Origin of the sequence: Salinactinospora qingdaonensis, from assembly GCF_039539445.1 — a bacterium.
Lineage (GTDB): Bacteria > Actinomycetota > Actinomycetes > Streptosporangiales > Streptosporangiaceae > Salinactinospora > Salinactinospora qingdaonensis.
Genome location: NZ_BAABDD010000009.1, coordinates 158,092 through 183,169, shown reverse-complemented (window position 1 = coordinate 183,169; position 25,078 = coordinate 158,092). Strand labels below are relative to the sequence as shown.

The 25,078-nt window shown below is 68.3% G+C and carries 23 protein-coding genes and 2 tRNA genes; 10 read left to right on the top strand and 15 right to left on the bottom strand.

Annotated elements, in window-relative coordinates:
- Window positions 1-52: 52 nt before the first annotated feature.
- The 9 genes from ABD848_RS25010 to ABD848_RS12120 all read left to right on the top strand — a co-directional run bounded on the left by ABD848_RS25010 (window position 53) and on the right by ABD848_RS12120 (window position 11,689).
- Window positions 53-886 (top strand): maleylpyruvate isomerase N-terminal domain-containing protein, encoded by an 834-nt coding sequence (locus ABD848_RS25010; protein WP_425567513.1) that lies wholly within the window; start codon window positions 53-55, stop codon window positions 884-886.
- Window positions 887-2,068: 1,182 nt separating this feature from the next.
- Window positions 2,069-3,187, top strand: coding sequence for a Gfo/Idh/MocA family protein (locus ABD848_RS12155; protein ID WP_344971071.1), 1,119 nt, complete (start codon window positions 2,069-2,071; stop codon window positions 3,185-3,187).
- Window positions 3,188-3,409: 222 nt separating this feature from the next.
- Window positions 3,410-4,432, top strand: a complete 1,023-nt coding sequence (locus ABD848_RS12150) for a DUF6807 domain-containing protein (protein ID WP_344971069.1) — start codon at window positions 3,410-3,412, stop codon at window positions 4,430-4,432.
- On the top strand, window positions 4,429-5,256 hold the full coding sequence (locus ABD848_RS12145; protein ID WP_344971067.1) for a cupin domain-containing protein: 828 nt from the start codon (window positions 4,429-4,431) through the stop codon (window positions 5,254-5,256). The genes ABD848_RS12150 and ABD848_RS12145 overlap by 4 nt, the downstream gene beginning before the upstream one ends.
- Window positions 5,257-5,352: 96 nt before the next feature.
- Window positions 5,353-6,339, top strand: a complete 987-nt coding sequence (locus ABD848_RS12140) for an ABC transporter permease (RefSeq protein WP_344971065.1) — start codon at window positions 5,353-5,355, stop codon at window positions 6,337-6,339.
- A 19-nt stretch (window positions 6,340-6,358) separates the two neighbouring features.
- Window positions 6,359-7,504, top strand: a complete 1,146-nt coding sequence (locus ABD848_RS12135; protein ID WP_344971063.1) for an ABC transporter permease — start codon at window positions 6,359-6,361, stop codon at window positions 7,502-7,504.
- 16 nt (window positions 7,505-7,520) lie between these two features.
- On the top strand, window positions 7,521-8,597 hold the full coding sequence (locus tag ABD848_RS12130) for an ABC transporter ATP-binding protein (RefSeq protein ID WP_344971061.1): 1,077 nt from the start codon (window positions 7,521-7,523) through the stop codon (window positions 8,595-8,597).
- Window positions 8,594-9,661 carry an ABC transporter ATP-binding protein gene (locus ABD848_RS12125; RefSeq protein ID WP_344971059.1) on the top strand — a complete coding sequence of 356 codons (1,068 nt, stop codon included), beginning with the start codon at window positions 8,594-8,596 and terminating at the stop codon, window positions 9,659-9,661. Before ABD848_RS12130 ends, ABD848_RS12125 begins: the two co-directional genes overlap by 4 nt.
- Before the next feature lie 60 nt (window positions 9,662-9,721).
- Window positions 9,722-11,689: an ABC transporter substrate-binding protein gene (locus tag ABD848_RS12120; protein ID WP_344971057.1), complete on the top strand. Its 1,968-nt coding sequence runs from the start codon at window positions 9,722-9,724 to the stop codon at window positions 11,687-11,689.
- Between the two features lie 172 nt (window positions 11,690-11,861).
- On the opposite strand, the gene ABD848_RS12115 is transcribed toward ABD848_RS12120, so the two are convergent.
- The 4 genes from ABD848_RS12115 to ABD848_RS12100 all read right to left on the bottom strand — a co-directional run bounded on the left by ABD848_RS12115 (window position 11,862) and on the right by ABD848_RS12100 (window position 13,857).
- A tRNA-Pro gene (locus ABD848_RS12115) sits at window positions 11,862-11,938 on the bottom strand.
- A 140-nt stretch (window positions 11,939-12,078) separates the two neighbouring features.
- A complete protein-coding gene (locus tag ABD848_RS12110; RefSeq protein WP_344971055.1) occupies window positions 12,079-12,885 on the bottom strand; it encodes a DUF2182 domain-containing protein in 807 nt (268 codons plus the stop codon).
- The gene (locus ABD848_RS12105) at window positions 12,882-13,532 is read right to left on the bottom strand and encodes a DUF1326 domain-containing protein (RefSeq protein ID WP_344971052.1); all 651 of its coding nucleotides are present in this window, start codon (window positions 13,530-13,532) and stop codon (window positions 12,882-12,884) included. The genes ABD848_RS12110 and ABD848_RS12105 overlap by 4 nt, the downstream gene beginning before the upstream one ends.
- Before the next feature lie 248 nt (window positions 13,533-13,780).
- Window positions 13,781-13,857: transfer RNA gene (locus ABD848_RS12100), tRNA-Pro, on the bottom strand.
- Between the two features lie 397 nt (window positions 13,858-14,254).
- Here ABD848_RS12100 and ABD848_RS12095 point away from each other — a divergent pair.
- Window positions 14,255-14,677, top strand: a complete 423-nt coding sequence (locus ABD848_RS12095; protein ID WP_344971050.1) for a cold-shock protein — start codon at window positions 14,255-14,257, stop codon at window positions 14,675-14,677.
- Window positions 14,678-14,712: 35 nt separating this feature from the next.
- Here ABD848_RS12095 and ABD848_RS12090 read toward each other — a convergent pair whose 3' ends face one another.
- The 11 genes from ABD848_RS12090 to ABD848_RS12040 form a co-directional block, all read right to left on the bottom strand.
- Window positions 14,713-15,225 (bottom strand): 2-thiouracil desulfurase family protein, encoded by a 513-nt coding sequence (locus ABD848_RS12090; protein WP_344971046.1) that lies wholly within the window; start codon window positions 15,223-15,225, stop codon window positions 14,713-14,715.
- Window positions 15,226-15,261: 36 nt separating this feature from the next.
- Window positions 15,262-16,680, bottom strand: coding sequence for a ribosome biogenesis GTPase Der (gene der / locus ABD848_RS12085; RefSeq protein ID WP_425567518.1), 1,419 nt, complete (start codon window positions 16,678-16,680; stop codon window positions 15,262-15,264).
- A 130-nt stretch (window positions 16,681-16,810) separates the two neighbouring features.
- Window positions 16,811-17,509, bottom strand: a complete 699-nt coding sequence (gene cmk, locus ABD848_RS12080; protein WP_344971044.1) for a (d)CMP kinase — start codon at window positions 17,507-17,509, stop codon at window positions 16,811-16,813.
- Between the two features lie 151 nt (window positions 17,510-17,660).
- Window positions 17,661-18,740, bottom strand: coding sequence for a prephenate dehydrogenase (locus ABD848_RS12075; RefSeq protein ID WP_344971042.1), 1,080 nt, complete (start codon window positions 18,738-18,740; stop codon window positions 17,661-17,663).
- Window positions 18,741-18,881: 141 nt separating this feature from the next.
- The gene (gene aroH, locus ABD848_RS12070; RefSeq protein ID WP_344971041.1) at window positions 18,882-19,244 is read right to left on the bottom strand and encodes a chorismate mutase; all 363 of its coding nucleotides are present in this window, start codon (window positions 19,242-19,244) and stop codon (window positions 18,882-18,884) included.
- A 45-nt stretch (window positions 19,245-19,289) separates the two neighbouring features.
- Window positions 19,290-20,516 (bottom strand): pseudouridine synthase, encoded by a 1,227-nt coding sequence (locus ABD848_RS12065; RefSeq protein ID WP_344971039.1) that lies wholly within the window; start codon window positions 20,514-20,516, stop codon window positions 19,290-19,292.
- Window positions 20,497-21,087 carry an SMC-Scp complex subunit ScpB gene (gene scpB, locus ABD848_RS12060; RefSeq protein WP_344971037.1) on the bottom strand — a complete coding sequence of 197 codons (591 nt, stop codon included), beginning with the start codon at window positions 21,085-21,087 and terminating at the stop codon, window positions 20,497-20,499. Before scpB ends, ABD848_RS12065 begins: the two co-directional genes overlap by 20 nt.
- Window positions 21,080-21,961, bottom strand: a complete 882-nt coding sequence (locus tag ABD848_RS12055) for a segregation and condensation protein A (RefSeq protein ID WP_344971034.1) — start codon at window positions 21,959-21,961, stop codon at window positions 21,080-21,082. Before ABD848_RS12055 ends, scpB begins: the two co-directional genes overlap by 8 nt.
- 358 nt (window positions 21,962-22,319) lie before the next feature.
- Window positions 22,320-22,790 (bottom strand): hypothetical protein, encoded by a 471-nt coding sequence (locus ABD848_RS12050; RefSeq protein WP_344971032.1) that lies wholly within the window; start codon window positions 22,788-22,790, stop codon window positions 22,320-22,322.
- Window positions 22,763-23,734: a ParA family protein gene (locus ABD848_RS12045; RefSeq protein ID WP_425567511.1), complete on the bottom strand. Its 972-nt coding sequence runs from the start codon at window positions 23,732-23,734 to the stop codon at window positions 22,763-22,765. The genes ABD848_RS12050 and ABD848_RS12045 overlap by 28 nt, the downstream gene beginning before the upstream one ends.
- A gap of 264 nt (window positions 23,735-23,998) precedes the next feature.
- On the bottom strand, window positions 23,999-25,021 hold the full coding sequence (locus ABD848_RS12040; RefSeq protein WP_425567510.1) for a site-specific tyrosine recombinase XerD: 1,023 nt from the start codon (window positions 25,019-25,021) through the stop codon (window positions 23,999-24,001).
- Window positions 25,022-25,078 lie beyond the last annotated feature (57 nt).

Here is a 25,078-nt window from a genome sequence, read left to right as displayed (position 1 = left end):
GCCCGCCTCGATATGTGTGATCTGAACCTAGGGGAGCAGTAACCCAATTCACATGTGGAGACCGCACATATCTTTGGTGGTTTCTGTATCGGATCTCCCCAGGATTGGCGTACCGGCGCCCAGCGGCATCAGAGCCGAGGAGAGCCGCGTGGGACGGGGTGGCCGAGCAGTGCTCGCCCGGTGGCTCACCTCCTTTCCGGGAGCCGTCGGGGCGGGCGAGAAATCGATAGCCCGACGATGCGACCGCGGGCAGAGTGTGCGCATGAGCCATTCCATAGGCGATACCGCGTGGCTGGGGCCGTGGATCGACGTGACCGACCTGTTCGCCCCGCAGCAGGAGGCGCTCACCGGGCTGCTGCGGGAACTCACCGACGAGGAGTGGCAGCGTCCCACCGCCTGCCCCGGCTGGTCGGTCCACGCCACCGCGGCACACGTCCTGGGCGGCCAACTCAACCGGCTCGCACGCGGGGGACAGCTACACCCACACCGTGCACTCCCCGTGCGGGCGAGTCCTTCCCGTGTTTCATCGACCGGATCAACGAGGAGTGGGGGCGTGCCACGCGAGGCTGGAGCCCACGGAGGCTGGTGGACATGCTCGACCACGTCGGCGACCAGACCCTCGCCTACTGGAGCGGCGTCGACCTGGATGCCCTGGGCGAGTCGGTCACCTGGGCGGGGTCCGGCCCGGCGCCCGTCTGGCTGGACGCGGCGCGGGAGCACACCGAGCACTGGACCCGCCAGCAGCAGAGCCGTGACGCCACCGACCGGCCGGGATTCAAGCAGCCAGCGTTCCTCTTCCCGGTGCTGGACACGTTCCTGCGCCCGCTGGCGCACCCGCTGCGAGCAGTGCCGGCACCCCGGGGAGCACTACTGCGCTTCACCGTGACCGGTCCCGCCGGCGGCGACCGGAGGTGCGAACGCCGCGCAGGTGGCTGGAGAGTCGACCGGCGCAGCGCGCAGCGGCCGACCGTGGAGCTGGACGCTAAGACCACATGGCGGCTGTGCACACACGGCATCACTCCCCGCGAGGCGGCCGGCCGGGCCCGTAGGGCAGGCCCTGAGCAGTACACCGGCCCGGCGCTCGAGGTAGTGTCCATTGTCTGCTGATACGAGGCTGGCACGGGTGAGCCGAACAAAGCCGAACTCCCGTCCCTGGAGTCAGGGCACGGCATTGCCGGTGCGCCCGCGATCGACGCCGTCGCGGCTTGGCCCGGATATCCGCCCTTACTGAGGCCCCAGGTATGCCTGCCGCTCGTTGCGGCGACGCCCACCACTCCCCCGTGATCTGTGTCTTTTGGCTTTCTCAGTCGACAAAGCCTTCCTCGTTTTCCTGGCCTCGAGATTCACCAGAAACGCCGCGGCAGCAGGCGGAACCACCCTGTTGCGCCCCGAAGCGGGGAACAGGGGCGCGATATTCAGGCTGGACTTATCGGAGGCAGCCGGCTCGGTGCCGCTGAGCCGGCCCGATGTCGCCGAAAATTTCGGGATATCTCCCTCTCATTTGTACCGGTATGCGCTCCTCAAAAGCGCGTGTTTCGACACCGTTGACGGATTCCGTCCGGGAACTTATGGTTCTGAGTCCAGAAAGTACCGGAAATTTTCCGCACGGTCACCCCCCACCGGACACCGGAAGGACATCGATGAGCGTATCCAGCTATAACCTGGGACTTCGCACGTCATGGCCACCGGGTGTCCTGCTCTCTCCTCTCTGGCACTCCACCGCACACCACGGTGCGTTATGGCGCGCTTTCGTGTTCCGAGACGTAGCCTGGCGCTTTCTCATCCTCCGCCGTGACGTCGGCCTGGGCGGGTGAGGAAGACAGATCGGACGATTGGCTCCGTTGCCGTCAACTGCGGCTGGAACCTGAGTAACGAGTTTGTTCGCTAGGGCGGGAGATCAGGATCTTAACCATAAGGAAAGCGCTTTCCCAACGATGTCGTCACCGGGAGGCTGGGGGTTTCGTTGTTGATCTTTTTATTCGCTCCATCAGTTCTGTCAGCCAACTCCGGATACTCGCACCGGCCCCACCGGTGCATCGTCCCCTGCTTCGCCCGAGGAGCCGTATAGATGAGAAGATTCCGCGTGGCCATTGTCGGCACGGGTGGCATCGCCGCCATCCACGCCGAGAACCTGGCAAAGTTGGACGGCCGTGCCGACATCGTCGCCGCCGCCGACCCCGACGAGGAGCGGTTGGCCGACTTCTGTGAGCGCTGGAGCGTTCCCGCGCGCTACCGGGATCTTCCGGAATTGCTGGGCAACGAGCGCGTCGACCTCGTGCACCTGTGCACCCCGCCGGGGGTGCACAAGGAGCAGGCGCTGACCTGTCTTGCCGCCGGTGTGAACGTGCTGTGCGAAAAACCTCCGGCGCTGAGCCTGGCCGACATGGACGAGATCGCAGCCGCGGAACACGCCGGCGGGGCCCGGTTCGCCACCGTATTCCAACACCGGTTCGGCTCGGCCGCGGCCAACCTGCGCCGCCTGTTGGGGACCGGAGCCCTGGGACGGCCGCTCGTGGCGGTGTGCAACACCCTGTGGTACCGGCCGGCGGACTACTTCACCGCCCCTTGGCGCGGAACGTGGGGGCACGAAGGCGGCGGCCCCACCATGGGCCACGGCATCCACCAGTTCGACCTGCTGCTGTCGGTGCTGGGCGAGTGGTCGGAGTTGACCGCTGTCGCCGCCCGACAGGACCGGCCCACCGAAACCGAGGACCTCTCGTGTGCACTGGTGCGATTCGCCAACGGGGCCGTGGCCACAGTGATCAACTCGCTGCTCTCGCCACGCGAGACCAGCTACCTGCGCTTTGACTGTGAACGCGCCACCGTCGAACTGGAACACCTCTACGGCTACAACGACGGGAACTGGACCGTCACTCCAGCCCCCGAGGAGGAGGGCGTCCTGACCGACTGGGCCAAAGGCGCCCTGGGGCACGCCTCGGGGCACGCCGCCCAGTTCGACGCCGTCTTCGCCGCGCTTGAAGCCGGTGAGGCGCTACCGGTGACGACCGCGCACGCCCGCGACACTCTCGAACTCGTCGCCGCCACCTACGCCTCCGCCTTCTCCGGTCAACCGGTGCGCCGCGGAGAGATCGCCTCGGACAGCCCGCACTACCGGCGGATGGAGGGAGCGGGACCCCCCTGGCCCCTCCCCTCCTCGCACGCGCAGCGCCAAGAGGCCGGGACGTGACCTCGCTGCGCTGGACCGGGAAACTGAGGCTGTCGTCGGCCGGGGTGCCTTCCCACAGCGCGGAGAGCCCGGCGAGCTGACCGCTGCCGCAGCACCGGCATCGCCGCCACGACAACGAGCGACACCACGAGCACGAACGAACGACGTGAGGAGGGAAAGCGCTTCCTCTGCTGGCTGGCGGCAGAGGTTTCCCGCGCTGACCGACAGATGGACGCTACCCCTATGCCCGAATCCGGCACCGAACCCGCCCCCACCGGCCTGGGGCTGCTCCACGAAGCGGACCGCTCGCTGCGGATCACCGCCAACGGCCGGGAGCTGGCCCGCTACGTCTACCGCCCGTGGGACGTGCAACTGGAATCCCCGCGCCCCTACTTCCACCCACTGCGCACACTGGCCGGCGACCCGGTCAGCCTCTACCGCCCCCACGACCACGTTTGGCACAAGGGGATCGCGTGGTCGCTGCCGAACGTGGACACGGAGAACTTCTGGGGCGGGGTCACCTACCGCCGCGGTGTGGGCTATGCCCAATACGACAACAACGGCTCCATGGACCACACGGGCTTCGACAAGCTCGCGTTGGACGAGGGGGTGCTGCGCGTCACCGAGCGCCTGCGCTGGCACACCCAGGACCAGGCGGCGTGGTTTGCCGAGCGGCGCCGCTTCGCCGTCACGCTGCTACCGGCCCTACAGGCGTGGGTGCTGGTGTTCGAGACCGCCATGACCAACACCCGCGGCCAAAGCATCACCATCGGCAGCCCCACCACAGAAGGACGGGTCAACGCCGGGTACGGCGGACTGTTCTGGAGAGGCCCGCGCTCCTTCACCGGCGGCCACATCCACACGCCGGGGGTGACCGGCGGTGACGAACTGATGGGGACCCGCGCCCCCTGGATGGCCTTCACCGGCCAGCATGACGACCACGGACGCCACTCCACACTGGCCTTCGTCGACGCCCCCGACAACGATGAGCGCCCCACGCGGTGGTTCGCCCGCTCCGAGCCGTTCGCCTGCGTGTGCCCCGCCCCGTTCTTCGATGAGGAGATCGAGGTCGGGGCGGGAGAGACCCTGACCCGCCGCTACGCGGTAGTGATCGCCGACGGGCAGTGGGAGCTCGACGGTGCGGAGAAGCTGGCCGCGGCCGGCAGCGAAGCCCTGCCCCTCCTCGGCGACCGGCCCTCCCACGGCCTCCCCGCGGAAGAGCCCGATGGGAAACATGAGAGGGAACACGCAGAGGGGACGAAGTGACAGAACACGACGGCCTCGCCGGGCCCGGCGCCCCGCTTGCGACGGGAGCGTCCTTCCCCGGCGCTACGGCAGTTTCCCGCCTGCGGGTCTACGACTGGGAAGCCGCCGACGGTAAACGCGGCGGCAGCCCACACCTGCACACCGCCTCGGCCGAAGGCTACGTGGTCCTGGCCGGGCAGGGACGGTTGGAGACCTTGAGCTCACGCGGCTACGCCGAGACCGAATTGGCCTCCGGCACCCTGCTGTGGTTCACCCCCGGCACGGTGCACCGCCTCGTCAACGTCAGCGGCGACTTGGAGATCTTGGTCGTCATGCAAAACGCCGGCCTGCCCGAGGTCGGCGACGCCGTCCTCACCTTCCCACCCGAGGTGCTCGCCGACCCGCAACGCTACGCGCAGGCCGTGGCCGTGCCTCCTGCTGAGGAGGCCGAGGCCCCCGCCGACGCAACGGAGGGGCGGGCGGCACGCGCCGCCCGCCAGCGCCGCGACCTCGCAGTCGAGGGCTACCTCGCGCTGCGCGACCGGGTGCTGGCCCACGGCCCACAAGAGCTCGCGCCGCTGCACGAAGCCGCGGCTCAGCTCGTCGCGCCAAAGGTCGCACAGTGGCGCGAAAAGTGGCTGCGGGGCGCCCGAGAGCAGGCGCGCCGCACCGGAGCGCACCTGGACGACCTCGCGTCGGGAACAGCGCCCCACCTGGCGGAGGCGACTGTGCACACGGCCGCTCCCGCTGCCGGAGCGCCCCGCTACGGCATGTGCGGCCGGCTCGGCGTGTGGGACCTCGACGGGGCCCACCTCGTGCAGGGCTCCGTCACCCATGTCCTCTGACACCGCTGCCTCGCCCCGCCCCACCGTGCGCCCCTGCGCGGCGGGGCGGGGCACCGCCCACCCCGCCCGTCCGGCGCGCCGTCCTGTGGAGGTGACATGGGCACGTTCGTGATCCGGCGCCTGCTCTACATGATCCCCACGCTGTTCGCGATCTCGCTGGTGTCGTTCGTGATTATCCAGCTCCCGCCGGGGGACTTCCTCAGCGCCTACATCGCCGAACTGTCCTCGCAGGGAGAAAGCGTCGACCCCGCCCAAGTGGAGGCGCTCGAAGCCCGCTACGGGCTGGGCGAGCCCTTCTACGTGCAGTACTACAAGTGGATCTCCGGAATCCTGCTGCACGGGGACTTCGGAGAGTCGTTCAAGCTGGGCAGGCCGGTGTCCTCGCTCATCTGGGAACGGATCGGCCTGACCTGCTTCCTGGCGATCAGCACCCTGCTGTTCAGTTGGGCGATCGCCTTTCCCATCGGGGTCTACTCCGCGGTGCGGCAGAACTCGATCGGCGACTACGTCTTCACCTTCATCGGATTCGTCGGGATCGCCACGCCGAACTTCCTGCTGGCGCTGATTTTCGTCTGGATCTCGTTTCGCTATTTCGGGCAGAGCGTCAGCGGCCTGTTCTCCCCCGAGTACGCCGAGGCGGCGTGGAACCTCGGCAAGGTCATGGACCTGCTGTCGCACCTGTGGATTCCCATGATCGTCATCGGAACCGCGGGCACAGCCTCCCTCATCCGGGTGCTGCGCGCCAACCTCCTCGACGAGCTGCGCAAGCCCTACGTGGTCGCGGCGCGGGCCAAGGGCCTGCCCGAGTGGCGGGTCATTCTCAAGTATCCGGTGCGCATGGCGCTGAGCCCCTTCATCAGCACGATCGGGTGGATTCTGCCCACACTCATCGGCGGGGAAGTGCTGGTCTCCATCGTCCTCAGCTTGGAGACGACGGGACCGCTGCTGCTGAGCGCGCTGATGAGCCAGGACATGTACCTGGCCGGCAGCTTCATCCTCATCCTCGGCACCCTGACGGTCATCGGCACCCTCATTTCCGACCTCCTGCTCGCGTGGTGGGACCCGCGCATCCGGTACCAGTGAAGGGTCAAGGTGCACGCACGTGGCAACCCAATCCTCTCTCCCCGAAGAACTCCCCGGCCCCGATCCGGAGGACGGCTCCGAGATCGCGGTCGCCCCCCAGTGGAAGCTGGTGTGGTGGCGGTTCCGCAAGCACCGCATGGCGATGGCGAGCGCGTGCGTAACGCTGGGCTTCGTGCTGGTGGCCGTGTTCGCCGAGTTCCTGGCGCCGACCACCCCCGACGCCTACGACGCCGATTACACCCACGCCCCGCCCCAACAGCTCCACATCGTCGACACCTCAGGCGGAGGCGTCGACTTCGGCCTCTACGTCCACGACTACGTCTCCCAGGTCGACGAGGAGACCCTGGCCCGCGTCTACGACGTGGACGAGTCCAGCAAGATCCCCATCGGCTTCTTTGTCAAAGGCGAGCCTTACGAGATGTGGGGACTGTTCCCCACCGACCGCCATCTGGTGGGCACGGTCGACCCCGACGACCGGATGTACCTGTTCGGCGCCGACCGAAACGGGCGGGACGTGCTGTCCCGCCTCATCTACGGCACCCGCGTCTCGCTGTCCATCGGTCTCATGGGCGTGGCCGTTACCTTCGTGCTCGGCATCGTGCTCGGCGGCGCCTCCGGCTACTACGGCGGACGGGTCGACACCGCCATCCAGCGGGCGATCGAGTTCCTCATGTCCCTGCCCACGATCCCCCTGTGGCTGGGGCTGTCCGCCATCGTGCCCAAGGACTGGGGTCCGTTACAGACCTACTTCGCCATCACGGTCATCCTCTCGGTGATCGGGTGGACCGACCTCGCCCGGGTGGTACGCGGCCGATTCCTGTCGTTGCGCGAGGAGGACTTCGTGGTCGCGGCCCGGCTCGACGGGTGCAGCCGGCCCCGCATCATCTTGCGCCACATGCTCCCGTCGTTCACCAGTCACATCATCGCGTCGCTGACGCTGGCCATCCCCTACATGATCCTCGCCGAGACGGCGCTGTCCTTCCTCGGTCTGGGGCTGCAACCGCCTGTGGTCAGTTGGGGCGTGCTGTTGCAGGAGGCCCAGAACATCCGATCGATCGCGACCGCCCCATGGGTGCTGGCCCCCGGGGTCGCCGTGGCGCTGGCGGTCCTGGCTCTGAACTTCGTGGGCGACGGAGTCCGGGACTCCGCCGACCCCTACAAGTAGGACAGGGAGGACGGTGATGACGGTGCCCAGCACCGGTGCCCCGCTCGTCGAGGTGAAAGGACTGCGGACCCACTTCACCACCGACGAGACCACGGTCCAGGCCGTCGACGGCGTGGACCTGACGATCCGGCGCGGCCGGACTCTCTGCGTGGTCGGCGAGAGCGGCTGCGGCAAGAGCGTGACCGCGCGCTCGATCCTGCAACTCGTGGAGCCGCCGGGCCGCATCGTCGACGGCTCGATCCTGCTGCACCACCCGGCCGAGGACGGCTCTTCGCAGCCGCCGGTCGACCTCGCCGCCCTCTCTCCCCACGGCCGCCGCATCCGCGACATCCGCGGCAAGGACATCGCGATGATCTTCCAAGAACCGATGAGCTCGCTGTCCCTGGTGCACCGGGTCGGCAGCCAGATCGGCGAGGCGCTGCGGGTGCACTCCGACATCAGCAGGAAAGAGGCGCGCCGGCGCGCCGTCGAACTCCTCGGCACGGTGGGAATCCCCGACCCGGCCAAGCGCGCCGACGCCTACCCCTTCCAACTCTCCGGCGGCATGTGCCAACGGGTGATGATCGCGATGGCTCTGGCCTGCGACCCCGCCCTGCTCATCGCCGACGAGCCCACCACGGCCCTCGACGTCACCACCCAGGCCCAGATCATGGACCTGCTGCGCGGCCTACAGCGGGAGACGGGGATGGCCATCATGTTCATCACTCACGACATGGGGGTGGTGGCGGAGATGGCCGACGACGTGGCGGTCATGTACCTCGGCACGGTCGTCGAGAAGGGGCCCGTGGACGACGTCTTCCACGCCCCCAAGCACCCCTACACCCGCGCGCTGCTCGACTCCATCCCCAAAATCGGCAGCGCACGGCGCCAGCGCCTCCCCTCCATCCGCGGCACCGTTCCCGATCCGGCGCGCCGCCCCAGCGGGTGCGTCTTCCACAACCGTTGCGCGGAGTTCATGCCGGGCCGCTGCGACGTCACACTCCCCCCGCCCGTGGCGGTGGCCCCCGACCGGGAGGTGCGCTGCCTGCTGCACGGCAGCACCGATGACCAGCCGGCGGCGCCCGCCACCGCGACCTCCAAGGAGCAGCGATGACGACTGACCTCGGTCAAGGCACCGGCGAGGCGGCCAACGCCGCTCCCGCGGACGGCGCCGTGCACCTCGAAACCAGCGATCTGCGGGTGCACTTCCCGATCCGCGGCGGCATCCGCAATCGGGTCACCGGCCACGTCCGAGCCGTCGACGGCGTCGACCTGCGGGTCACGCGCGGGGAGACGCTCGGCCTGGTCGGCGAGTCGGGCTGCGGCAAGACCACCTTCGGTTCGAGTATTGTCCGCACCCACGACAAGATGACCGGCGGCATCCGCTACCACGCCGCCGACGGCCGCGTCTTGGAGGTGGCCGAGCTCAGCCAGCAGGAGCTCCGGACCTACCGCAGCGAGGTGCGGATGATTTTCCAGAACCCGCACTCCTCGCTCAACCCTCGCCGCACGCTCGCCGAGATCGTCGGCGAACCGCTCAAGATCGCCGAGGGGCTCTCGGGCGCCGCGCTGGAGGAGCGGGTGGCCGCCATGCTGCGCCGGGTGGGGCTGCGTCCCGAGTACATGCGGCGCTACCCCCATGCGTTCTCCGGCGGGGAGCGCCAGCGGGTCAGTATCGCCCGCGCGCTCGTGCCCGCCCCTCGGTTCGTCGTCGCCGACGAGGCTGTCAGCGCTCTGGACGTCTCCGTGCGCTCCCAGATCCTGAACCTGTTGCAGGACCTGCAAGAGGAGTTCGACCTCACCTACCTGTTCATCTCCCACGACCTGTCAGTGGTGGAGCACCTCTGCGACCGGGTGGCGGTCATGTACCTCGGCAGGATCGTGGAGCTCAGCCCGACCGCGCAGCTCTACGCGGCGCCACGCCACCCCTACACCGAGGCGCTGCTGTCCGCCGTGCCCAAACCCGACCCGAGACTGCGCGACCGCGGCCGGCGGATCGTGCTCACCGGAGATGTGCCCGACCCCTCGAATCCGCCTTCCGGCTGCTCGTTTCGCACGCGCTGCCGCTATGCCACCGAGCTGTGCGCGGCCGAGGAGCCTCCGTTGCGCGAGGTCGCCCCCGGCCGTCTCTCCGCCTGTCACCACGCCGAGGAACTGGAACTCGCCGGAGTGGCCTGACAAACCGCGGCCGGCTCTCCCGTGTCGGCCGATCATCCCCCACGAACGGAGGAAGACGGGATGGACCCTGCAATGCGCGTTCGCGGTCACCGCCACCTGCTCAAAGCGGTGACCGCGACAACCCTGGCCCTGACTCTCACGGCCTGCGACTTCTTCTCGCTGAACCCGGAGGGCACGGAAAACGGAAGCGACGGTGCCACTGGAGGCCAACAGGCACCGATGCTCGCCGAACGAGTCGATTCGGGCGACCTACCGCCGCTGGAGGAGCGGCTGCCTGAGGAGCCGGTGGTCGTGGAGCCCCACGACCGGCTCGGAACCTACGGGGGCGAGTGGACGTCGGCGATCCTGGGCGTGGGCGACTGGCCGTGGCTGGGACGCACGGTGGGCTACGAGAACCTGACCAGGTGGGACCCCGAGTGGGAGGAGACCATCCCCAACCTCGCCAAGGACTGGGAGTACAACGAGGACGCCACCGAGGTCACCTTCCATCTGCGTGAGGGGCTCAAATGGTCCGACGGCGAGCCCTTCACCGCTGAAGACATCGTGTTCGCGATGAACGACATCATCAGCAACCCGGAAGTGTCGCCCGACGCGGCCAACGATCCGGGCCAAGCGGAGAAGATCGACGAGCTGACCGTCAAACTCATCTTCCCCGAACCCTCCGCCCTGTGGACCCAGTGGGATCTCCTCAACTTCCAGGTCGTCAACAAGCCCGCCCACTACCTCAAGGAGTTCCACGCCGACTACAACCCCGACGCCCCCGCGCTCGCAGAGGAGGAGGGGTTCGATAGCTGGATCGACATGCTCAACCACAAGGTGGGGGTCACCGTCGGCGACACATCACTGTACTGGCAAAACCCCGACATCCCCACGATGTATCCGTGGGTGGTCGAGGAGCCGCTGGCCGACTCCGGGCAGATGATCCTGGAGCGCAACCCCTACTACTGGAAGGTCGACCCCGAGGGCAGGCAACTGCCCTACATCGACCGCGTGGTCTTCGACGTCGTCCAGGACGAGGAGGTCATGCTCACCCAGGCGCTCAACGGCGACATCAACATGCATTCGCGCCATTTCAACACATTGGCCAACCGATCGGTCCTGGCGGACAACCGCGAACGCGGCAACTACGACTTCTTCGAGCTCCAGCCCGGCGAGATGAACACCAACATCATCTCGTTGAACCTGACGCACCAGGACGAGACGATGCGGGAGATCTTCCGCGACAAGGACTTCCGGATCGCTCTGTCGCACGCGATCAACCGCCAGGAGATCATCGACGTCGTCTACAAGGAGCAGGGCGAGCCCTGGCAGGCGGCGCCGCGCAGAGACGCCCCCTTCTACAACGAGGAACTCGCCAAGCAGTACACCGAGTACGATGTCGAGCGCGCCAACGAGCTACTGGACGAGGCGGGCTACGACGAGCGCAACAGCGACGGGGTGCGTCTGGGACCCGACGGTGAGCCGATCTCCTTCTCGCTCGCCGTGCCCGGCGGCTTCCGGCCCGACATCGTCGACTCCATGGAGATGGTGATCGGCTACTGGTCCGAGGTCGGCATCGAGGCCCGGCTGGAGACCGAGGAGCGCTCGCTGTTCTACGAGCGCAAGCAGAACAACGCCCACGACGCCAACGTGTGGTCGGGAGACAACGGGCTCAAGGGCGCACTGTTCGATCCGCGGTGGTACGTGCCGCTGCACAACGGCGAGTCCAACTTCGCCATCCCGTGGGCGGAGTGGTACGTCTCCGACGGCGAGAGCGAACTGAGCCAGCGGCCCCCCGAGGCGCCCCGGCGCCAGATGGAGCTCTACGACGAGCTGCTCGCCTCCCCCGACCCGCAGCGCCAAAACGAGCTCATGTCCCAGATCCTGGACATCGCCCAAGAGCAGTTCTACGTGATGGGCATCAGCCTGAGCCCGCCCAGCTACGGCATCGTCGCCAACAACTTCCACAACGTGCCGGAAAGCATGTACGCCGCCGCCGTCTACAACAACCCCGGCCCCACCAACCCCGAACAGTACTTCATCGAGTAGTCCGCCCACTGCCTTGTGCCTTGGTCCGCCGACCGGCGGACCAAGGCCCCCGGTGGCCGGCTACGGGGAAGCCTTTCCCACTCTTTCCCCAGTTGGGCCCCAGTGAGGGTCCCGGAAACGCCGGAAGGAGTGCCGCCCGATGAGCGGCACCCCTTCTGACCTGCTGCTTCACTGGTCGGGACGGCGGGATTTGAACCCACGACCCCTTGACCCCCAGTCAAGTGCGCTGCCAAACTGCGCTACGTCCCGGTCGCCCTGCGGGTTGGGGGTTTCCCGCCCGCGGACAGCACCAACTCTATCGCATTGTGGGGGCTGTTCGTGACAAGGTTTCCGGCCGCCCGAGCTGCGGGGGCGAGCGCGGCGGCAACGTGTTCGGGGGGCTCAGTCGTTCAGGCCAGGACCGGAAGCGCCGTCGCCCCAACCAGCAGCACAAGACCGACCGCTGTGAGTACGCCACCGATGATCCCGCTGACCAATCCGCCGTGCGGCAGCACCTTCTCGACAAGGACGACCGCCGCGACCAACGCCATCCAGGTCAGGCTCATCATTCCGAGCAGCAGCAAAACGGCCATCAGCGCCCAGCAGCAGCCTAGGCAGTAGGCGCCGTGTGCGGCACCGACCCGCATTCTCGCCAACGGCCCCGCCTGGAGCGGCGCCGCGTACGCGGCGATGAACGCCATCGGCGACCGGCACTGGCGAAGGCACGCCCGCTTCAGCGGGGTGAACTGGTACACGCCCGCCACGACGAGTACCGCCGCCCCCAGCCGTACGCCCGTATCGCCCGTGGGTAGTAGCGGCACCAGGTGAACGATGAGGAGGTAGGCGACCACTCCTGCGGCGGCCCAGGAGAGCAGGTAACCGCTCACGAACAGGAGGGTGGCCCCACGAGACCGGCCGGTCCGCTGCGCCCAGCGGTCATAGGTGACGACGGCCGGCAGGGCCGAGGGAAGCATCATCGCCACCATCATGACGGTCCAGGTGACGAGGAACAGCCCGAGAACCGTCAGGGTCGAGCCGGCACCGCCTCCCTGGCCCCTCATCTCGCCCGCGCCGGTCAGTAGGCCGAAGCGCATGTGCGGCTCGGCGAGCTGACCGGTGACCGCCCAGGCCAGAGCCGCCAACCCGAGCAGGGCGGCGACGAGGAGCGCCTCTCCCCGTGAGGCGCGCCGCACGCGGCCGGCGAGGCGCCCGCTCACGACTCGTCAGGCCCGCTCCAGTCGAACCGCATGTGCTTGCTCGATTTGCTGGAGTGGTCCCACTCGAACGTCAGTGCCTCGGCCCGGTCGGTCACGGCCACCCCTTGTGTGGCCACGGTCCCCGTTGCCGGTCCGACCTCGCTCCCGGCAGGGTTGTGCACCTCGACATGTTGGCCGGGCAGCGTCGTCGGCCCCGTCAGCGCTTCGGCGCGGGCCTCGACACGACCGGGGATGCGCGCGCTCCACCATTCGAGGTTCTCGTCCGTGTCGAACTCGATGGGAACGCTCTCCACGCCTGTCGTCTGCCCGATGAGTTCGGCGATCTTTTGCGGCCAGCCTCCGGCCTGACCGGTGAAGATCGTCTGGAGCGCCTCCCATTGGCGCTGGTCGGCCCGCTCGTCGAAGAAGAGCCCCGCTGTCATCTTGGTGCCCTCGACCCAGATGTTGCCGGTGAACGCCCCCAAGGCCATGACGTTCAACCCGTCGAGGACGACGTCTCCGTAGCGGCCTTCGCGGATGTGCCAGGCGAGCGTGCCCTCGCAGGCGCCGTTAGTCGGCGGCTGTGCAAAGTAGCAGGGGCATGGGACGTCGCAGCTGCAAACGTCGAACCAGTCGCCTTGTAAGTGCCATTGCGGAACCTGGTTCATGGCTTCCCCTCCTTTGGGAATGGGTCCCCAGGGCCCCAATCACCAATCTACGCCGCAGGAGAAGACCAACACAGCGCCACGAACGTCAAAAACACGCAATCGCCATGACCCATCCCGACAACACCCCTGCCTGGCCTGCTCAATCGCTGGTGGCGACAGCGCCAGCTAAGATCATTGACCAATTCTTGACCGCTGAGGGACACACCCCTCACCGGAAGAGGTGCTGAGCCTGTGGCCTGCACTTTCAATGGTCGAGACGGCGGGTTTTGAACCCACGACCCCTTGACCCCCAGTCAAGTGCGCTGCCAAACCGCGCTACCTCCCGGATGCCCCGCAGGTTCGGGGTTTTCGCCTACGGACGTTACCAACTCTCGTGCAGCATGGGAATTTTCGTAACGGGACTTGGACTGGGAGCTACTCAAGGGAAGCTGTGCCCGCGGAGGGTGCGGAGCGGCTTCCCCAAGGCAGTGCAGCCTAGACCTGCATCTCGCCGGTCGTGGACCCTACTTTTCGAGTGGTACGGTCGATTTGACTGGCCTCATCGAGCCAAATGGCGGCTCTGCCAGCAGGGTGCGGAGTTAGGGTTACGCCCAGCACCAAAGACGTTGTCTGCGCTGGGAACCCCGATCAGGCGGTGGGTTTAATGGGCGCGTCCCCTCGGTCCCCGTGGTGGGACAAGGGCTTTGGGCGCGATAGAGGTAATTGAAATTGGGGTAGCTGGGGTGGCAACGGGTAAAATCGTACGTTTTGATGACGTCCGCGGCTATGGCTTCATCGCTCCCGACAACGGGGACGAGGACGTCTTCATGCACGCCAATGATCTACAGGACGAGAAGTATCTCTTCCGTCCGGGGCTTCGAGTCGAGTTCGACATCGAAGACGGCGACCGCGGGCTGAAAGCTTCCGATGTGCGCATCATCGAGCGGGGGAGCTTCACGCCGGGGACAAAGGCAAGCTCTGCGCCGATGGGGACGCGCGACGACCTTGAAGACGGCATGTGCGACGTGCTCTCGGCGGCCGAGTTCCGACACGAACTCACCGAAGCACTGCTGGAGACGGTGCCCTCACTGACCGGGAGTCAGGTGGTCCAAGCACGCAAATGCGTGCTCAAGCTGGCGCAGTCGCATAGCTGGGTCGAGTCCTAAAACCGTGGTGAGCGAGTGGCGGCGCGCCGGCCCCCTCAGTCAGGGGCGGCGTGGCCGCTCTCCAGAGCCTGCAACGCGGTTTGGGCCTGCGCGATCTCGTGCTCGTTGAACACGGCGAGGCCGTGCTCGCGCAGCAGCCGCGCGGTGACCCCCTCCCCCGGCCGAGTCCTCCCGGTGAAGGAACCGTCGTAGACGCGGCGCACACCGCACGAGGGGCTTGATTCTTTGAGGACCGCGATACGCGCGTCGTGGTGGCGGGCTGCGGCCAGCGCAGCCCGCGCGCCGGCCAGGAAATAGTCGGTCACATCCTCGTTCTCGGGGGTGAGGATACGCGCCTCACCCCCGAGAACCGCGGCGGAGTCAGCGGCGGGCTCGATCTCGGCCGGTGGCCGGGGGATCGGGAGCCCACCGGCCACCTCGGGACAGAACGAGACCAGCCGCCCCTGCGCGCGCCACCGCGCGACGATCTCGTGATCGGTGGGCTTGGCGCGGCCGTCGTAGCGCACGGGCTGGCCCATCAGACAGGCGCTGACGAGGATCGTGTACATCGAGATCGTGGCCTTGCTCGCGGTAGGGATGCGGGGTCAACGCTTCCGGCTAGCGCGCGGACTGCCCTTGGCGGCCTTGGCGCCCTTCTTCTCCCGAATGCGCATCCTGAGCTTGATCGGGGTGCCCTCGAATCCGAAGTCCTCGCGCAGCCGCCGCTCAATGAAGCGCCGGTAGTTGTCCTCCAGGAACCCGGTGGTGAACAGGACGAACTGGGGCGGTCGGGTGTCGGCCTGGGTCGCGAAGAGGATCTTGGGCTGTTTCCCGCCGCGCACCGGGGGCGGTGTGGCGGCCACGAGTTCCTTGAGCCACCCGTTGAGCCGGCCGGTGGAGATTCGGGCATCCCAATTGGCCAGGCCAGTCTGGATCGCCGGGACTAGCCGGTCGATCCGCCGCCCGGTCGCGGCTGAGATGTTGACGCGCGGCGCCCAACTGACCCGGGAGAGTTGGCGGTCGAACTCCTTCTCCAGGTAGTAGCGGCGCTCCTCGTCGAGGAGGTCCCACTTGTTGCAGGCCAGCACCAGCGCCCGGCCAGACTCCACGACCTGCTCGACGATGCGGATGTCCTGCTCGGCCAGCGGCTCGCTGACGTCGAGGAGCACCACCGCGACTTCCGCGCGCTCCAGGGCGGTGCCGGTGCGCATCGTGGCGTAGTAGTCGGCGCCCTGCAAGTTACGGAACCGGCGCCGGATGCCGGCCGTGTCGATGAACTTCCAGGTGATACCGCCCAACTCCACCAGTTCGTCGACAGCGTCGCGGGTGGTGCCGGCCACGGGGTCGACGACGACACGGTCTTCGCCGGCCAGCCGGTTGAGCAGGCTGGACTTGCCGACGTTGGGGCGGCCGAGCAACGCCACGCGCCGTGGCCCTCCCGGTTCTTCCTCCAACGACTCGCGCGGCGCCTCGACGGGCAGGGCGTCGAAAACGGCATCGAGCAGGTCTCCCGAGCCGCGCCCGTGCAGCGCGCTCACCGGGTGGGGCTCGCCGATGCCCAGGCTCCACAGCTCCATCGCGTTGGGGTCCTGCGGACCGCCGTCGACCTTGTTGGCCGCGAGCACGACGGGCTTGTGGGAGCGGCGCAGCACGCGCACCACAGCGGCGTCGGCGTCGGTCGTTCCGGTGGTGGCGTCGACGACGAAGAGGACGACGTCAGCGGTCATCGCCGCGTACTCGGCCTGGCGGGCGACCATGGCGGCCAGACCGCTGGCGCTGGTCTCCCAACCGCCGGTGTCGACGAGGGTGAATTCGCGTCCCCGCCAGGAGGCGTCGTAGGCGACCCGGTCGCGGGTGACCCCCGGAACGTCTTCCACGACCGCCTCTCGGCGGCCGATCACCCGGTTGACCAGAGAGGATTTTCCGACGTTGGGGCGGCCGACAACGGCGACGACGGGCTTGACCGCCGCCTCCTCGTCGCCAGGGTCGCCGGCCACGTCGTCGTAAGGCGCGCCGGCTAGCACTTCAGTGGTGTCGTTGTTCAACGTGTGACTCCCGGTTGCAGTGTCCCCACGCGCCCAGGACACGTGCCGTGGGGATTGATCGATGTCGCACCCGCGAGCCTATGCGCCACCACTACCGGCGAGAACCATCTCAGGCGGCGGCTCTGGCTTCCTCAGCCAGGCCGGCCACCAGTGCGATGACCTCTTCGAGGGTGAGCCCGGTGGAGTCCAGCTCAGTGGCTTCGGCCGTTTGGGTCAGCGGCGAAAGGGCACGGCTGGAGTCGAGGCGGTCGCGTAGAGCCAACGCCTCTTGGGTGCCTGCGACGTCTTCGGAGTGCACCTCGGCGCTGCGCCGGTGTGCGCGTGCCTCCTGGCTGGCGGTCAAGAAGAGCTTCACCTGAGCGTCGGGGGCGACGACCGTGGTGATGTCGCGTCCTTCAACAACGATACCCGAGGTGTGCTCGCGCGCCTCGGTGATCATCTCGCGTTGGAGGGCGACGAGGCGCTCGCGTACCGCGGGTACGGAGGCGACGGCGCTGACGTTGGCGGTGACTTCCTGAGAGCGGATGGCCTGGGCCACGTCGGTACCGTCGACGTGGACGGTGGGAGCCGCCGGGTCGGTGCCCATGGTGATGGTCGGAGTCGTCGCCGCGCCGGCGACAGCCGTGGGATCGGAGACGTCGATACCGCGTTGCAGCATCCACCAGGTCAGGGCGCGGTACATGGCTCCGGTGTCAAGGTAGCGCAGGGCCTTGGCCGTGGCCACACCGCGGGAGGTACTGGACTTTCCCGATCCGGAGGGGCCGTCTATAGCGATGACGATTCCCTCAGTGTGGATCTGCGCGTTCACGTCGGCTCTCCCCGGGACGACTCCATCTCGTTTCGACGAACCAGCGTACAGCCGGCCAGCAGCCCTCGGACCCGGCGGCCGTGCCCGAGAACGGCTCGCCCGGTGGGTCCGGCGGGCCACCACCGCTGCCCCGTTGGACTGTGTGGCCTGCTCAGGCGTGCACCGACCATCCGCGTTTGCTCAACTCCCGGGCGAGAACGTCGGCTGTGGCGGGCATGACGGAAAGTTGGGCCACACCGACGGGCCGTCCGGGAGAGTGGTCGATCTGCACGTCTTCGATGTTGCACTCCGCCTCGCCGGCAGCGGCGAAGAGGCGCCCCAACGCGCCGGGCTCGTCGGGGATGACCACTGGCACCACGGTGTAGTCGGGGGTGCGGTGGGCACCGTGTTTGCCGGGCAGGCGAGCGCACCCCGACCGGCCCCGTTCAAGCAGGTCGCGCACGTCGGGGTGGGGGGGATCGGCGCCGGCGCGCAGCCCTTGGGCGACGCCGGCCAGGTCGGCGGCGACGGCTTCCAGCACCTCGGCCACAGGCAGTGGGTTGTGGCGCAGGATCTCCGTCCACAGCGTGGGGTCGCCTCCGGCGACTCGCGTGACGTCGCGTACGCCCTGACCGCACAGGGCGAGCGTCTCGCTGTCGCCGTCGACGAGGCGTGCGGCGACCGCGGCGGCGGCGACGTGGGGAGCGTGTGAGACGAGCGCTACGGCTTGGTCGTGGGTGTGGGCGTCGATGCGCATCGGGTCGGCCCCACACATCCGAGCCAGTTCCATGACCAGCGCGACCGCTTCGGGCTTGGCTTTGCCGGTGGGGCACACCGCCCAGGGACGCCCCAGGAAGAGGTCGGCGCGTGCGGCGGAGGGGCCGTGCTTCTCGCTGCCGCCCATGGGGTGGGCAGGCACGTAGGTGGTCAGGTCGCACCCCAATTGGCTGGCCTGGTCGACGAGGGAGGCCTTGACGCTGGCGGCGTCGGTGTAGACGTGGGCGAGGCCGCGCTCTTGGGCGTCGTACAGCAGGTGGGCGACCACGGCCGGTGGGGCCGCGATGACGGCGATGTCAGCCGGCGGGCCGGCGGTGTCGGGGTCGAGCGCTGTGCCGGCGCCGAGTTCGCTGGCCAGTCGCAGCGTGGCGGGATCGCGGTCGGCGAGGGCGACCTCGATCTCGTGCTCGCGCAGCGCCAGTGCTATGGAGGTGCCGATCAGGCCAGCTCCGATCACCACAGCACGCCTGAGCATGGCCTCTCGCCACCCCCTGGTATCGCCGACCGTGAACGGTACCAGGCTAGTTGACTGAGACGGATGGTGGCGCAAGCCTCGCCGTGCACGTCCCGGCGTCGGCGGGACGTGCACGGCGGGGCCGCCGACGCCGGCGGTTGGTCACTGCGCGATGTCGAGGCGCAGTGCCTGAGCACCACGCAGGTAGACGTGCTGTAGGTCAGCGCGGGGTTTGTCGGTTTCCACGTGAGCCATCACCCGCACCACCCGCTCCAGCCCGTGAGGGGCGGCGATCTCGGCGGCGCAGATGAGGGGCACATCGGTGAACCCGAGCTTGCGCGCGGCGAGGGCAGGGAATTCCGAGGTGAGGTCGGGGGTGGCGGTGAAGAGGACGCTGATGAACTCCTCGGTGGTCAATTCGTTGCGCCGCATGACCTCCGATACCAGTTCAGCAGTGGCCTCCAGGATCAGCTCACGCTCGTCGGCTGCCACCTGAACCGCACCACGAATCGCTCGAACCGCCAATTGTCACCCTCCGCTCATTTTATATCACCCTGCGGAATTAAAGTATTACATCCCCGCTGATGTGTAGAGTTCGCTGACCTCCTGGGCGGTCAGGGCGCGCATCGTGCCGGGTTTGAGGGTATGCAGGCCGACCGGCCCCACCTGGGTGCGGGCCAGGTCCATGACGGGGTGGCCCAGGGCGTCCAGCAACCGTCGCACGATGTGCTTGCGCCCCTCGTGGAGCCGGATCTCCAGCAGCGCCCTGGCCTCGCCGTTCTCCACGACACGGATGGAGTCGACGTCGACGGGTCCGTCCTCAAGCGTGACGCCCTCGCGCAACTGGCGACGCAGCTCGCGCTGGGAGACCGGGCCGACCACATTGGCGAGGTAGGTCTTGCTGACCTTGTAACTGGGGTGGGTGAGCCGATTGGCGAGCTCACCGTCGTTGGTGAGCAGGATCAGACCTTCAGTGTCGGTGTCGAGCCGGCCCACGTGGAACAGCCGCTCCTGGGTCTGGCCGGCGTAGTCGGCCAGCGTGGGGCGCCCCTCAGGGTCCGACATCGTACTGATCACGCCACGGGGCTTGTTCAGGGCGAAGTACAACAAGTCGGGCGCGGTGGCCACGCGCATGCCGTCAACCCGGATTTCGGAGGTCTGCGGGTCGACGCGGGCGCCGAACCTGCGCACCACCTGACCGTCGATGGAGACCCGCCCCTGGGCGATCAGCTCCTCGCTGGCGCGTCGGCTAGCCACCCCGGCCTGAGCCAGCGCCTTTTGCAACCGAATACCCCCGGCCACATCGGCGTAGGTGTCGCGCGGGGCGCCGGAATCCTCAGAGCCGTCTTCCTTCGGGTCGTAGTCCTCACGCAACCGGCGCAGGCTGGCGCGGGCTCGGGGAGAGAGCGACTTTTCCGTGGCGCGCTTGGCGCGGGCGGCACCGGAGGCGGGCCGCTGCCCACCGCCACGGTGGCCCTGGGAGTCGGCCGCCTTGGCGCTACGGCGGCCGTCACGGCCACGCTGGGGCTGTTGTGGGGAGGAGTCAGTGCGACGCGTGGGACGCTCGTCGCCCCGGGCGCCGCGCGACGGCGCGCCCTCACCCTGCTTGCCTTTTTTGCCCTGTGAGGAGGATTGGTCGTCGCGGCGCCGTTGGCGCTGCTGACGGTCGTCGCGCCCGCGCGAACTGCGAGAGTCGCCGCGCTCACCGCGCGGGGTAGCGCGGCCACGCTGGCCGCGCCGGTCGTCGGTATCCCGCTCACCGCGGGAGGTGTCGTTTTTACGTGGTGGTTTGTTCACCGGTGTCGTCGAGACCTTCGATGTCGTCGGGCAGGAACGGTGCGAGATCGGGGAGCTCGTCGAGGCCGCGCAGGCCGAGTCGCTCCAGGAAGTAGCCGGTGGTGCGGTACAGGTGCGCACCCGATTCGGTGTCGTGGCCGGCCTCTTCGATCAGCCCCCTCAATACGAGGGTACGCATTACACCGTCACAGTTCACCCCACGCACGGCGGAGACTCTCCCGCGCGACACCGGCTGGCGGTAGGCCACGACCGCGAGCGTTTCCAGCGCAGCCTGGGTAAGGCGCACCTCGTGGCCGTCACGCAGGAAGCGCTCGACGATCGCCGCACACTCAGGGCGGGTGTAGAAGCGCCACCCCTCGGCGACCTCACGCAGGTCGAAGCCACGGTCCTGCGCGGTGTACTCGCGCGACAGTTCCCGCAAGGTGTCAGTAACAGTGTCGACGCCCACTCCGAACGCGCGCGCGAGCTCGTAGGGGGCGACGGGCTGGTCGACAACCAGCAGCACGGCTTCGAGATCGCGGCGCAACCGCTGGGGATCGTCGGCATAGTCGGCGGTTGTGACATCACTCACCCGCGGTCTCTCCCTCCTCGTCCGGGTCGTCCTTGGTACGGCCGTACTCGTCGGTCAGCGCCACCTCGCCTTCGGCACTGCCGACCCAGGTCACGGTGAGCTCGCTGAGTGGCTCCGGCTGGTCGAACTCGACGTGCTCGGCCCGAAACAGCTCCAACAGGGCCAAAAAGCGGGCCACAATCTCGAATGTATCGGTGCACTCGGCGGTGAGCTCGGCAAACGTCATGGTGGTGTTGGCGCGCAGCGCGGCCACCACGAGGACGCCCTCCTCACTTACCGAGGTCCTGGCCTGGTGAATGTGGGTGACCGGAACGGTGGGCGGTTCCTTGGGGGTGAGGACCCGCGCGGCCAGCGCCGCGAACTCCTGGGGGCCGAGCTTGATGAGCACCTCGGGGCGCAGGTCGGCGAAGGGCGCCTCTAGGGAGACGGCCCGCGGGAACCGCCGTCCCTGAACGGCGAAACGCTCGGCGAGCACCCCCGAGACCTGCTTGTAGGCGCGGTATTGCAGCAGGCGGGCAAAGAGCAGGTCACGCGCCTCCAACAGGGCCAGGTCAGCTTCATCCTCGACTTCTCCGCGAGGCAGCAGCCGCGCCGCCTTCAAATCCAACAGCGTGGCCGCCACCAGCAGGAAGTTGCTGGCCTGGTCGAGGTCCCACGAGTCTTCGTAGGCCGCGATGTAGGCGATGAACTCGTCGGTGACCTTCGATAGGGAGACTTCGGTGATGTCGAGCTTGTGCTTGGAGATCAACGCCAGCAGCAGGTCGAAGGGGCCCTCGAAGTTGTCAAGGTGGACCTGGAAACCGCTGGGCTCCAGCGGCTCGGACCCGCTCGCGGGATCAACCGCGGGCTCGGCATCGGATTGGCTACCGGTCATGTCCCCACATTGACTTCCTCCCCCTCGTCGACGAGGGGAATCGCGCCAGATCGCACTGGAGTCGCTCTCGTTTCACCGCCGGCTGGCGAGGGCGCCTCCCCTGTCGTGGCCCCCCGGCGCCGGCGGTATGGCCCGAGAACAATCAGCCTAGGGCTCGACCGGCTCGCCCACACTCGGCCCCGCCACGCCCAGCCGCCCTGGCGGTGGGTGCGCCAGGCCGACCACGCCGGTGTCTGACCGGCCTGTGCCGGGTGCGCACCCACCATCGCACAGCAGACAGCGAAACGCCTACGCGCACCACCGCTGGCCGCGCCCCTGGTTGGGGCCTGTGGGCAAGGTCCCGGCGGCGGGCGGCGGCTTACTCGTCGGCCAATCGCTGCACCAGTCTGCTGGACTCGCCGTACTCCTCGAAGTCGGCCAGCAGCACCGCCACAGCTTCGCGAACGATTCGGCCGCGGTCGGCGGTGAGACCGTACTCGGCCCGCAGCGCGAGGCGCGTCTGCTCCAGCGCGAGCAGCTCCGGCGCCGAGATGTAGACCGTGATCTTCTCGTCGTGGCGTTGGCGCCCACTGGGTTGGGGCGCCGTCGTCGCGGCTTTGCCTCGCCGTTTCTGCTTGGGCGAGTTCTGCTCGGGCGAGGAGTCGGCGGCAACCGAGGCCGTGGTCGCCGCCTCGGCGGATGCTTCCCCAGGGGCGTCGACCGCGGCGTCATCGGCCGGCCTGGCGGGTGGAACCGGTTCGGACGGAGTTCTCGACGGTGCAGACGTCGACGTGAAAAACAGATCGGCCGCACCCGGCAGGGTCACCCGTCGTGACCGCTGAGAGGCCACCTCGCCAGCACCTCCTTCGCCAGTTCCCGATAGGCGCTCGCCCCTGCCGAGGACGAGTCGAAACGAGTTATGGGCTCCCCGGCCACAGTGGCGTCGGGGAAACGCACGGTCCGGTTGATCACAGTGTGGAAGACCTTGTCCCCGAAACCGTCGATGATGGTCGACAGCACCTCGCGCGCGTGCAGCGTGCGCGGATCGTACATGGTGCCGAGGAAACCGTCGATGAGCAGCTTGTTGTTGAGCCGCTCCTGAACCTTTTGGATGGTGTCCATGAGCAGCGCGACACCGCGCAGCGCGAAGAACTCGCACTCCAGGGGCACGACGACGCCGTGGGCCGCGGTCAGTGCGTTGACGGTGAGTAGCCCAAGCGAGGGCTGGCAATCGATGAGGACGACGTCGTAGTCGTCGATGACCGGAGCCAGCGCGCGGGCCAGCATCTGCTCCCGCGCCACCTCGCCTACGAGTTGGACCTCCGCGGCGGAGAGGTCGATGTTGCTCGGGATGAGGTCGAGACCGTCGATGTTGGTCTTGAGCAGCACGTCGTCGACGGTGACGTCGCGCTGCATCAGCAGGTTGTAGACCGTCAGGTCCAGCTCCCGCGGATCGAGACGCCCCAACCCGACCGACAGCGCCCCTTGCGGGTCGAAGTCGACGAGCAGGACGCGCCTACCGTACTCGGCGATGGCCGCGCCGAGATTTATGGTCGTCGTGGTCTTTCCCACTCCCCCTTTCTGGTTGCATAGGGCCACGATCCGCGCAGGACCGTGGTGCGTCAATGGTGCCGGCTCTGGAAAATCCGGCCGTGGCCTGTTCGTGCTCAGTGCCGCCCCCGAACTGTGTGGTTCCCCCCAGGGGTCGCTCGCCGGTTCGGCCCCCGTACCGTCGGCGCCGGGGGCACCCGGCACTGACTCCGACCCGTCTTCGTCGTATCCGGACCAGCTCACAACCCTTGACCTCCCTACGGTCCAGCCGCTACCGGCACGATTCGCGCGAACCGGTTGACCGGCCGTCGGAAAAACTCAATATGTCGACAGCGCGAGGCCATCGTGCGGCGACTCTAAGACTTCGGTATGCGTGAATCAACGCGACACTCTACGGGGTGCGTCAGCCCATGCAACGAGGGCGGGCCACAACCGGGCCGCGCCGCGGGTGGCGCAGCCGGCGCACCCGCCCGCTGGTGGGCCGTGCGGCGCACCCGCGCCGGGTGGTCAATTCGATGTGGTGGCCCAGGGATGGCTGGCCGCATAGACCTCACGCAGCCGATCGGCGGTGACCAGGGTGTAGATCTGGGTGGTGGTCACCGAGGCGTGGCCCAGGAGTTCTTGGACCACGCGCACGTCGGCCCCACCGTCGAGCAGGTGGGTGGCGAAGGAGTGGCGCAAAGTGTGGGGAGAGACGTCGCTGCGTCCGGCGCGCTCGGTGGCGGCGCGCAGCACCGCCCACGCTCCCTGTCGCGTGAGCCGGCCGCCGCGCGCGTTGCGGAACAGAGCGGGCGTGGCCTGGCCGGTGCCCACCAGCGCTGGACGGGCCCGTACGAGGTAGGCGTCCAGCGCCCGTAGCGCGAACCGGCCGATGGGAACGACGCGCTCCTTGCCGCCCTTGCCGCGGAAGCGTACGGCGCCCAGACCGGCGGCCGGGTCCTCGCCCGTCGCCTGCGGATCGGCGCCGGTGGCGGGAGGCACCTGGCCGATGTCATCGACGTCGAGGCCTACCGCTTCGGAGATGCGCGCGCCCGTGGCGTACAGCAGCTCCAGCAGCGCCTGGTCGCGCAGGGCGCGCGGGCCGGACCCCGCTCCGGCGGCGGCCAGCAGCGCCTCGACCTCGTGGGGCGCGATCGCCTTGGGCAGTCGGCGCGGCGGCTGGGGCGGGCGCACCTCACAGGCCGGATCGGTGGTCGTGGCTCCTTCGTGCAGGGCGAAACGGTGCAGGCCCCGTACCGTGACTAGGGCGCGCCCGGCAGAGGCCACCCCCAAGGGCTGGTGTTGGGCGTCCCCCTCGCTCATGGCCCGCAGGAAACCCGCCACGTCATCGGCCTCGATCTGGTCGGGCGCGCCTCGCCCCCGCCGGGCCAGGAAATCGAGGTAGCGCCGGAGGTCGCGGCGGTAGGAGGCCAACGTGTTGGCGGCCAGGCCACGCTCGACCGCCAGATGGTCGAGGTAGCCCCGCACCAGGGAGACCAGGGCGGGGGCCGGCTCCCGGTGCTGTGTGTCGTGCTGCTGCGCGGTCGTCACGGTCACCCTCCCGGGCAGTATCGGGAGGAATAATGCCATACCGGAAGGCCATCCGGC

What these genes read in the sequence shown, in the direction of transcription:
- ABD848_RS12090 (WP_344971046.1), bottom strand. Translation starts at nt 15,225, where the DNA reads ATGTACACGATCCTCGTCAGCGCCTGTCTGATGGGCCAGCCCGTGCGC.
- ABD848_RS12055 (WP_344971034.1), bottom strand. Translation starts at nt 21,961, where the DNA reads ATGACCGGTAGCCAATCCGATGCCGAGCCCGCGGTTGATCCCGCGAGC.
- ABD848_RS12130 (WP_344971061.1), top strand. Translation starts at nt 7,521, where the DNA reads ATGACGGTGCCCAGCACCGGTGCCCCGCTCGTCGAGGTGAAAGGACTG.
- ABD848_RS12105 (WP_344971052.1), bottom strand. Translation starts at nt 13,532, where the DNA reads ATGAACCAGGTTCCGCAATGGCACTTACAAGGCGACTGGTTCGACGTT.
- ABD848_RS12140 (WP_344971065.1), top strand. Translation starts at nt 5,353, where the DNA reads ATGGGCACGTTCGTGATCCGGCGCCTGCTCTACATGATCCCCACGCTG.
- ABD848_RS25010 (WP_425567513.1), top strand. Translation starts at nt 53, where the DNA reads ATGTGGAGACCGCACATATCTTTGGTGGTTTCTGTATCGGATCTCCCC.
- ABD848_RS12075 (WP_344971042.1), bottom strand. Translation starts at nt 18,740, where the DNA reads ATGCTCAGGCGTGCTGTGGTGATCGGAGCTGGCCTGATCGGCACCTCC.
- ABD848_RS12150 (WP_344971069.1), top strand. Translation starts at nt 3,410, where the DNA reads ATGCCCGAATCCGGCACCGAACCCGCCCCCACCGGCCTGGGGCTGCTC.
- ABD848_RS12120 (WP_344971057.1), top strand. Translation starts at nt 9,722, where the DNA reads ATGGACCCTGCAATGCGCGTTCGCGGTCACCGCCACCTGCTCAAAGCG.
- ABD848_RS12155 (WP_344971071.1), top strand. Translation starts at nt 2,069, where the DNA reads ATGAGAAGATTCCGCGTGGCCATTGTCGGCACGGGTGGCATCGCCGCC.
- ABD848_RS12125 (WP_344971059.1), top strand. Translation starts at nt 8,594, where the DNA reads ATGACGACTGACCTCGGTCAAGGCACCGGCGAGGCGGCCAACGCCGCT.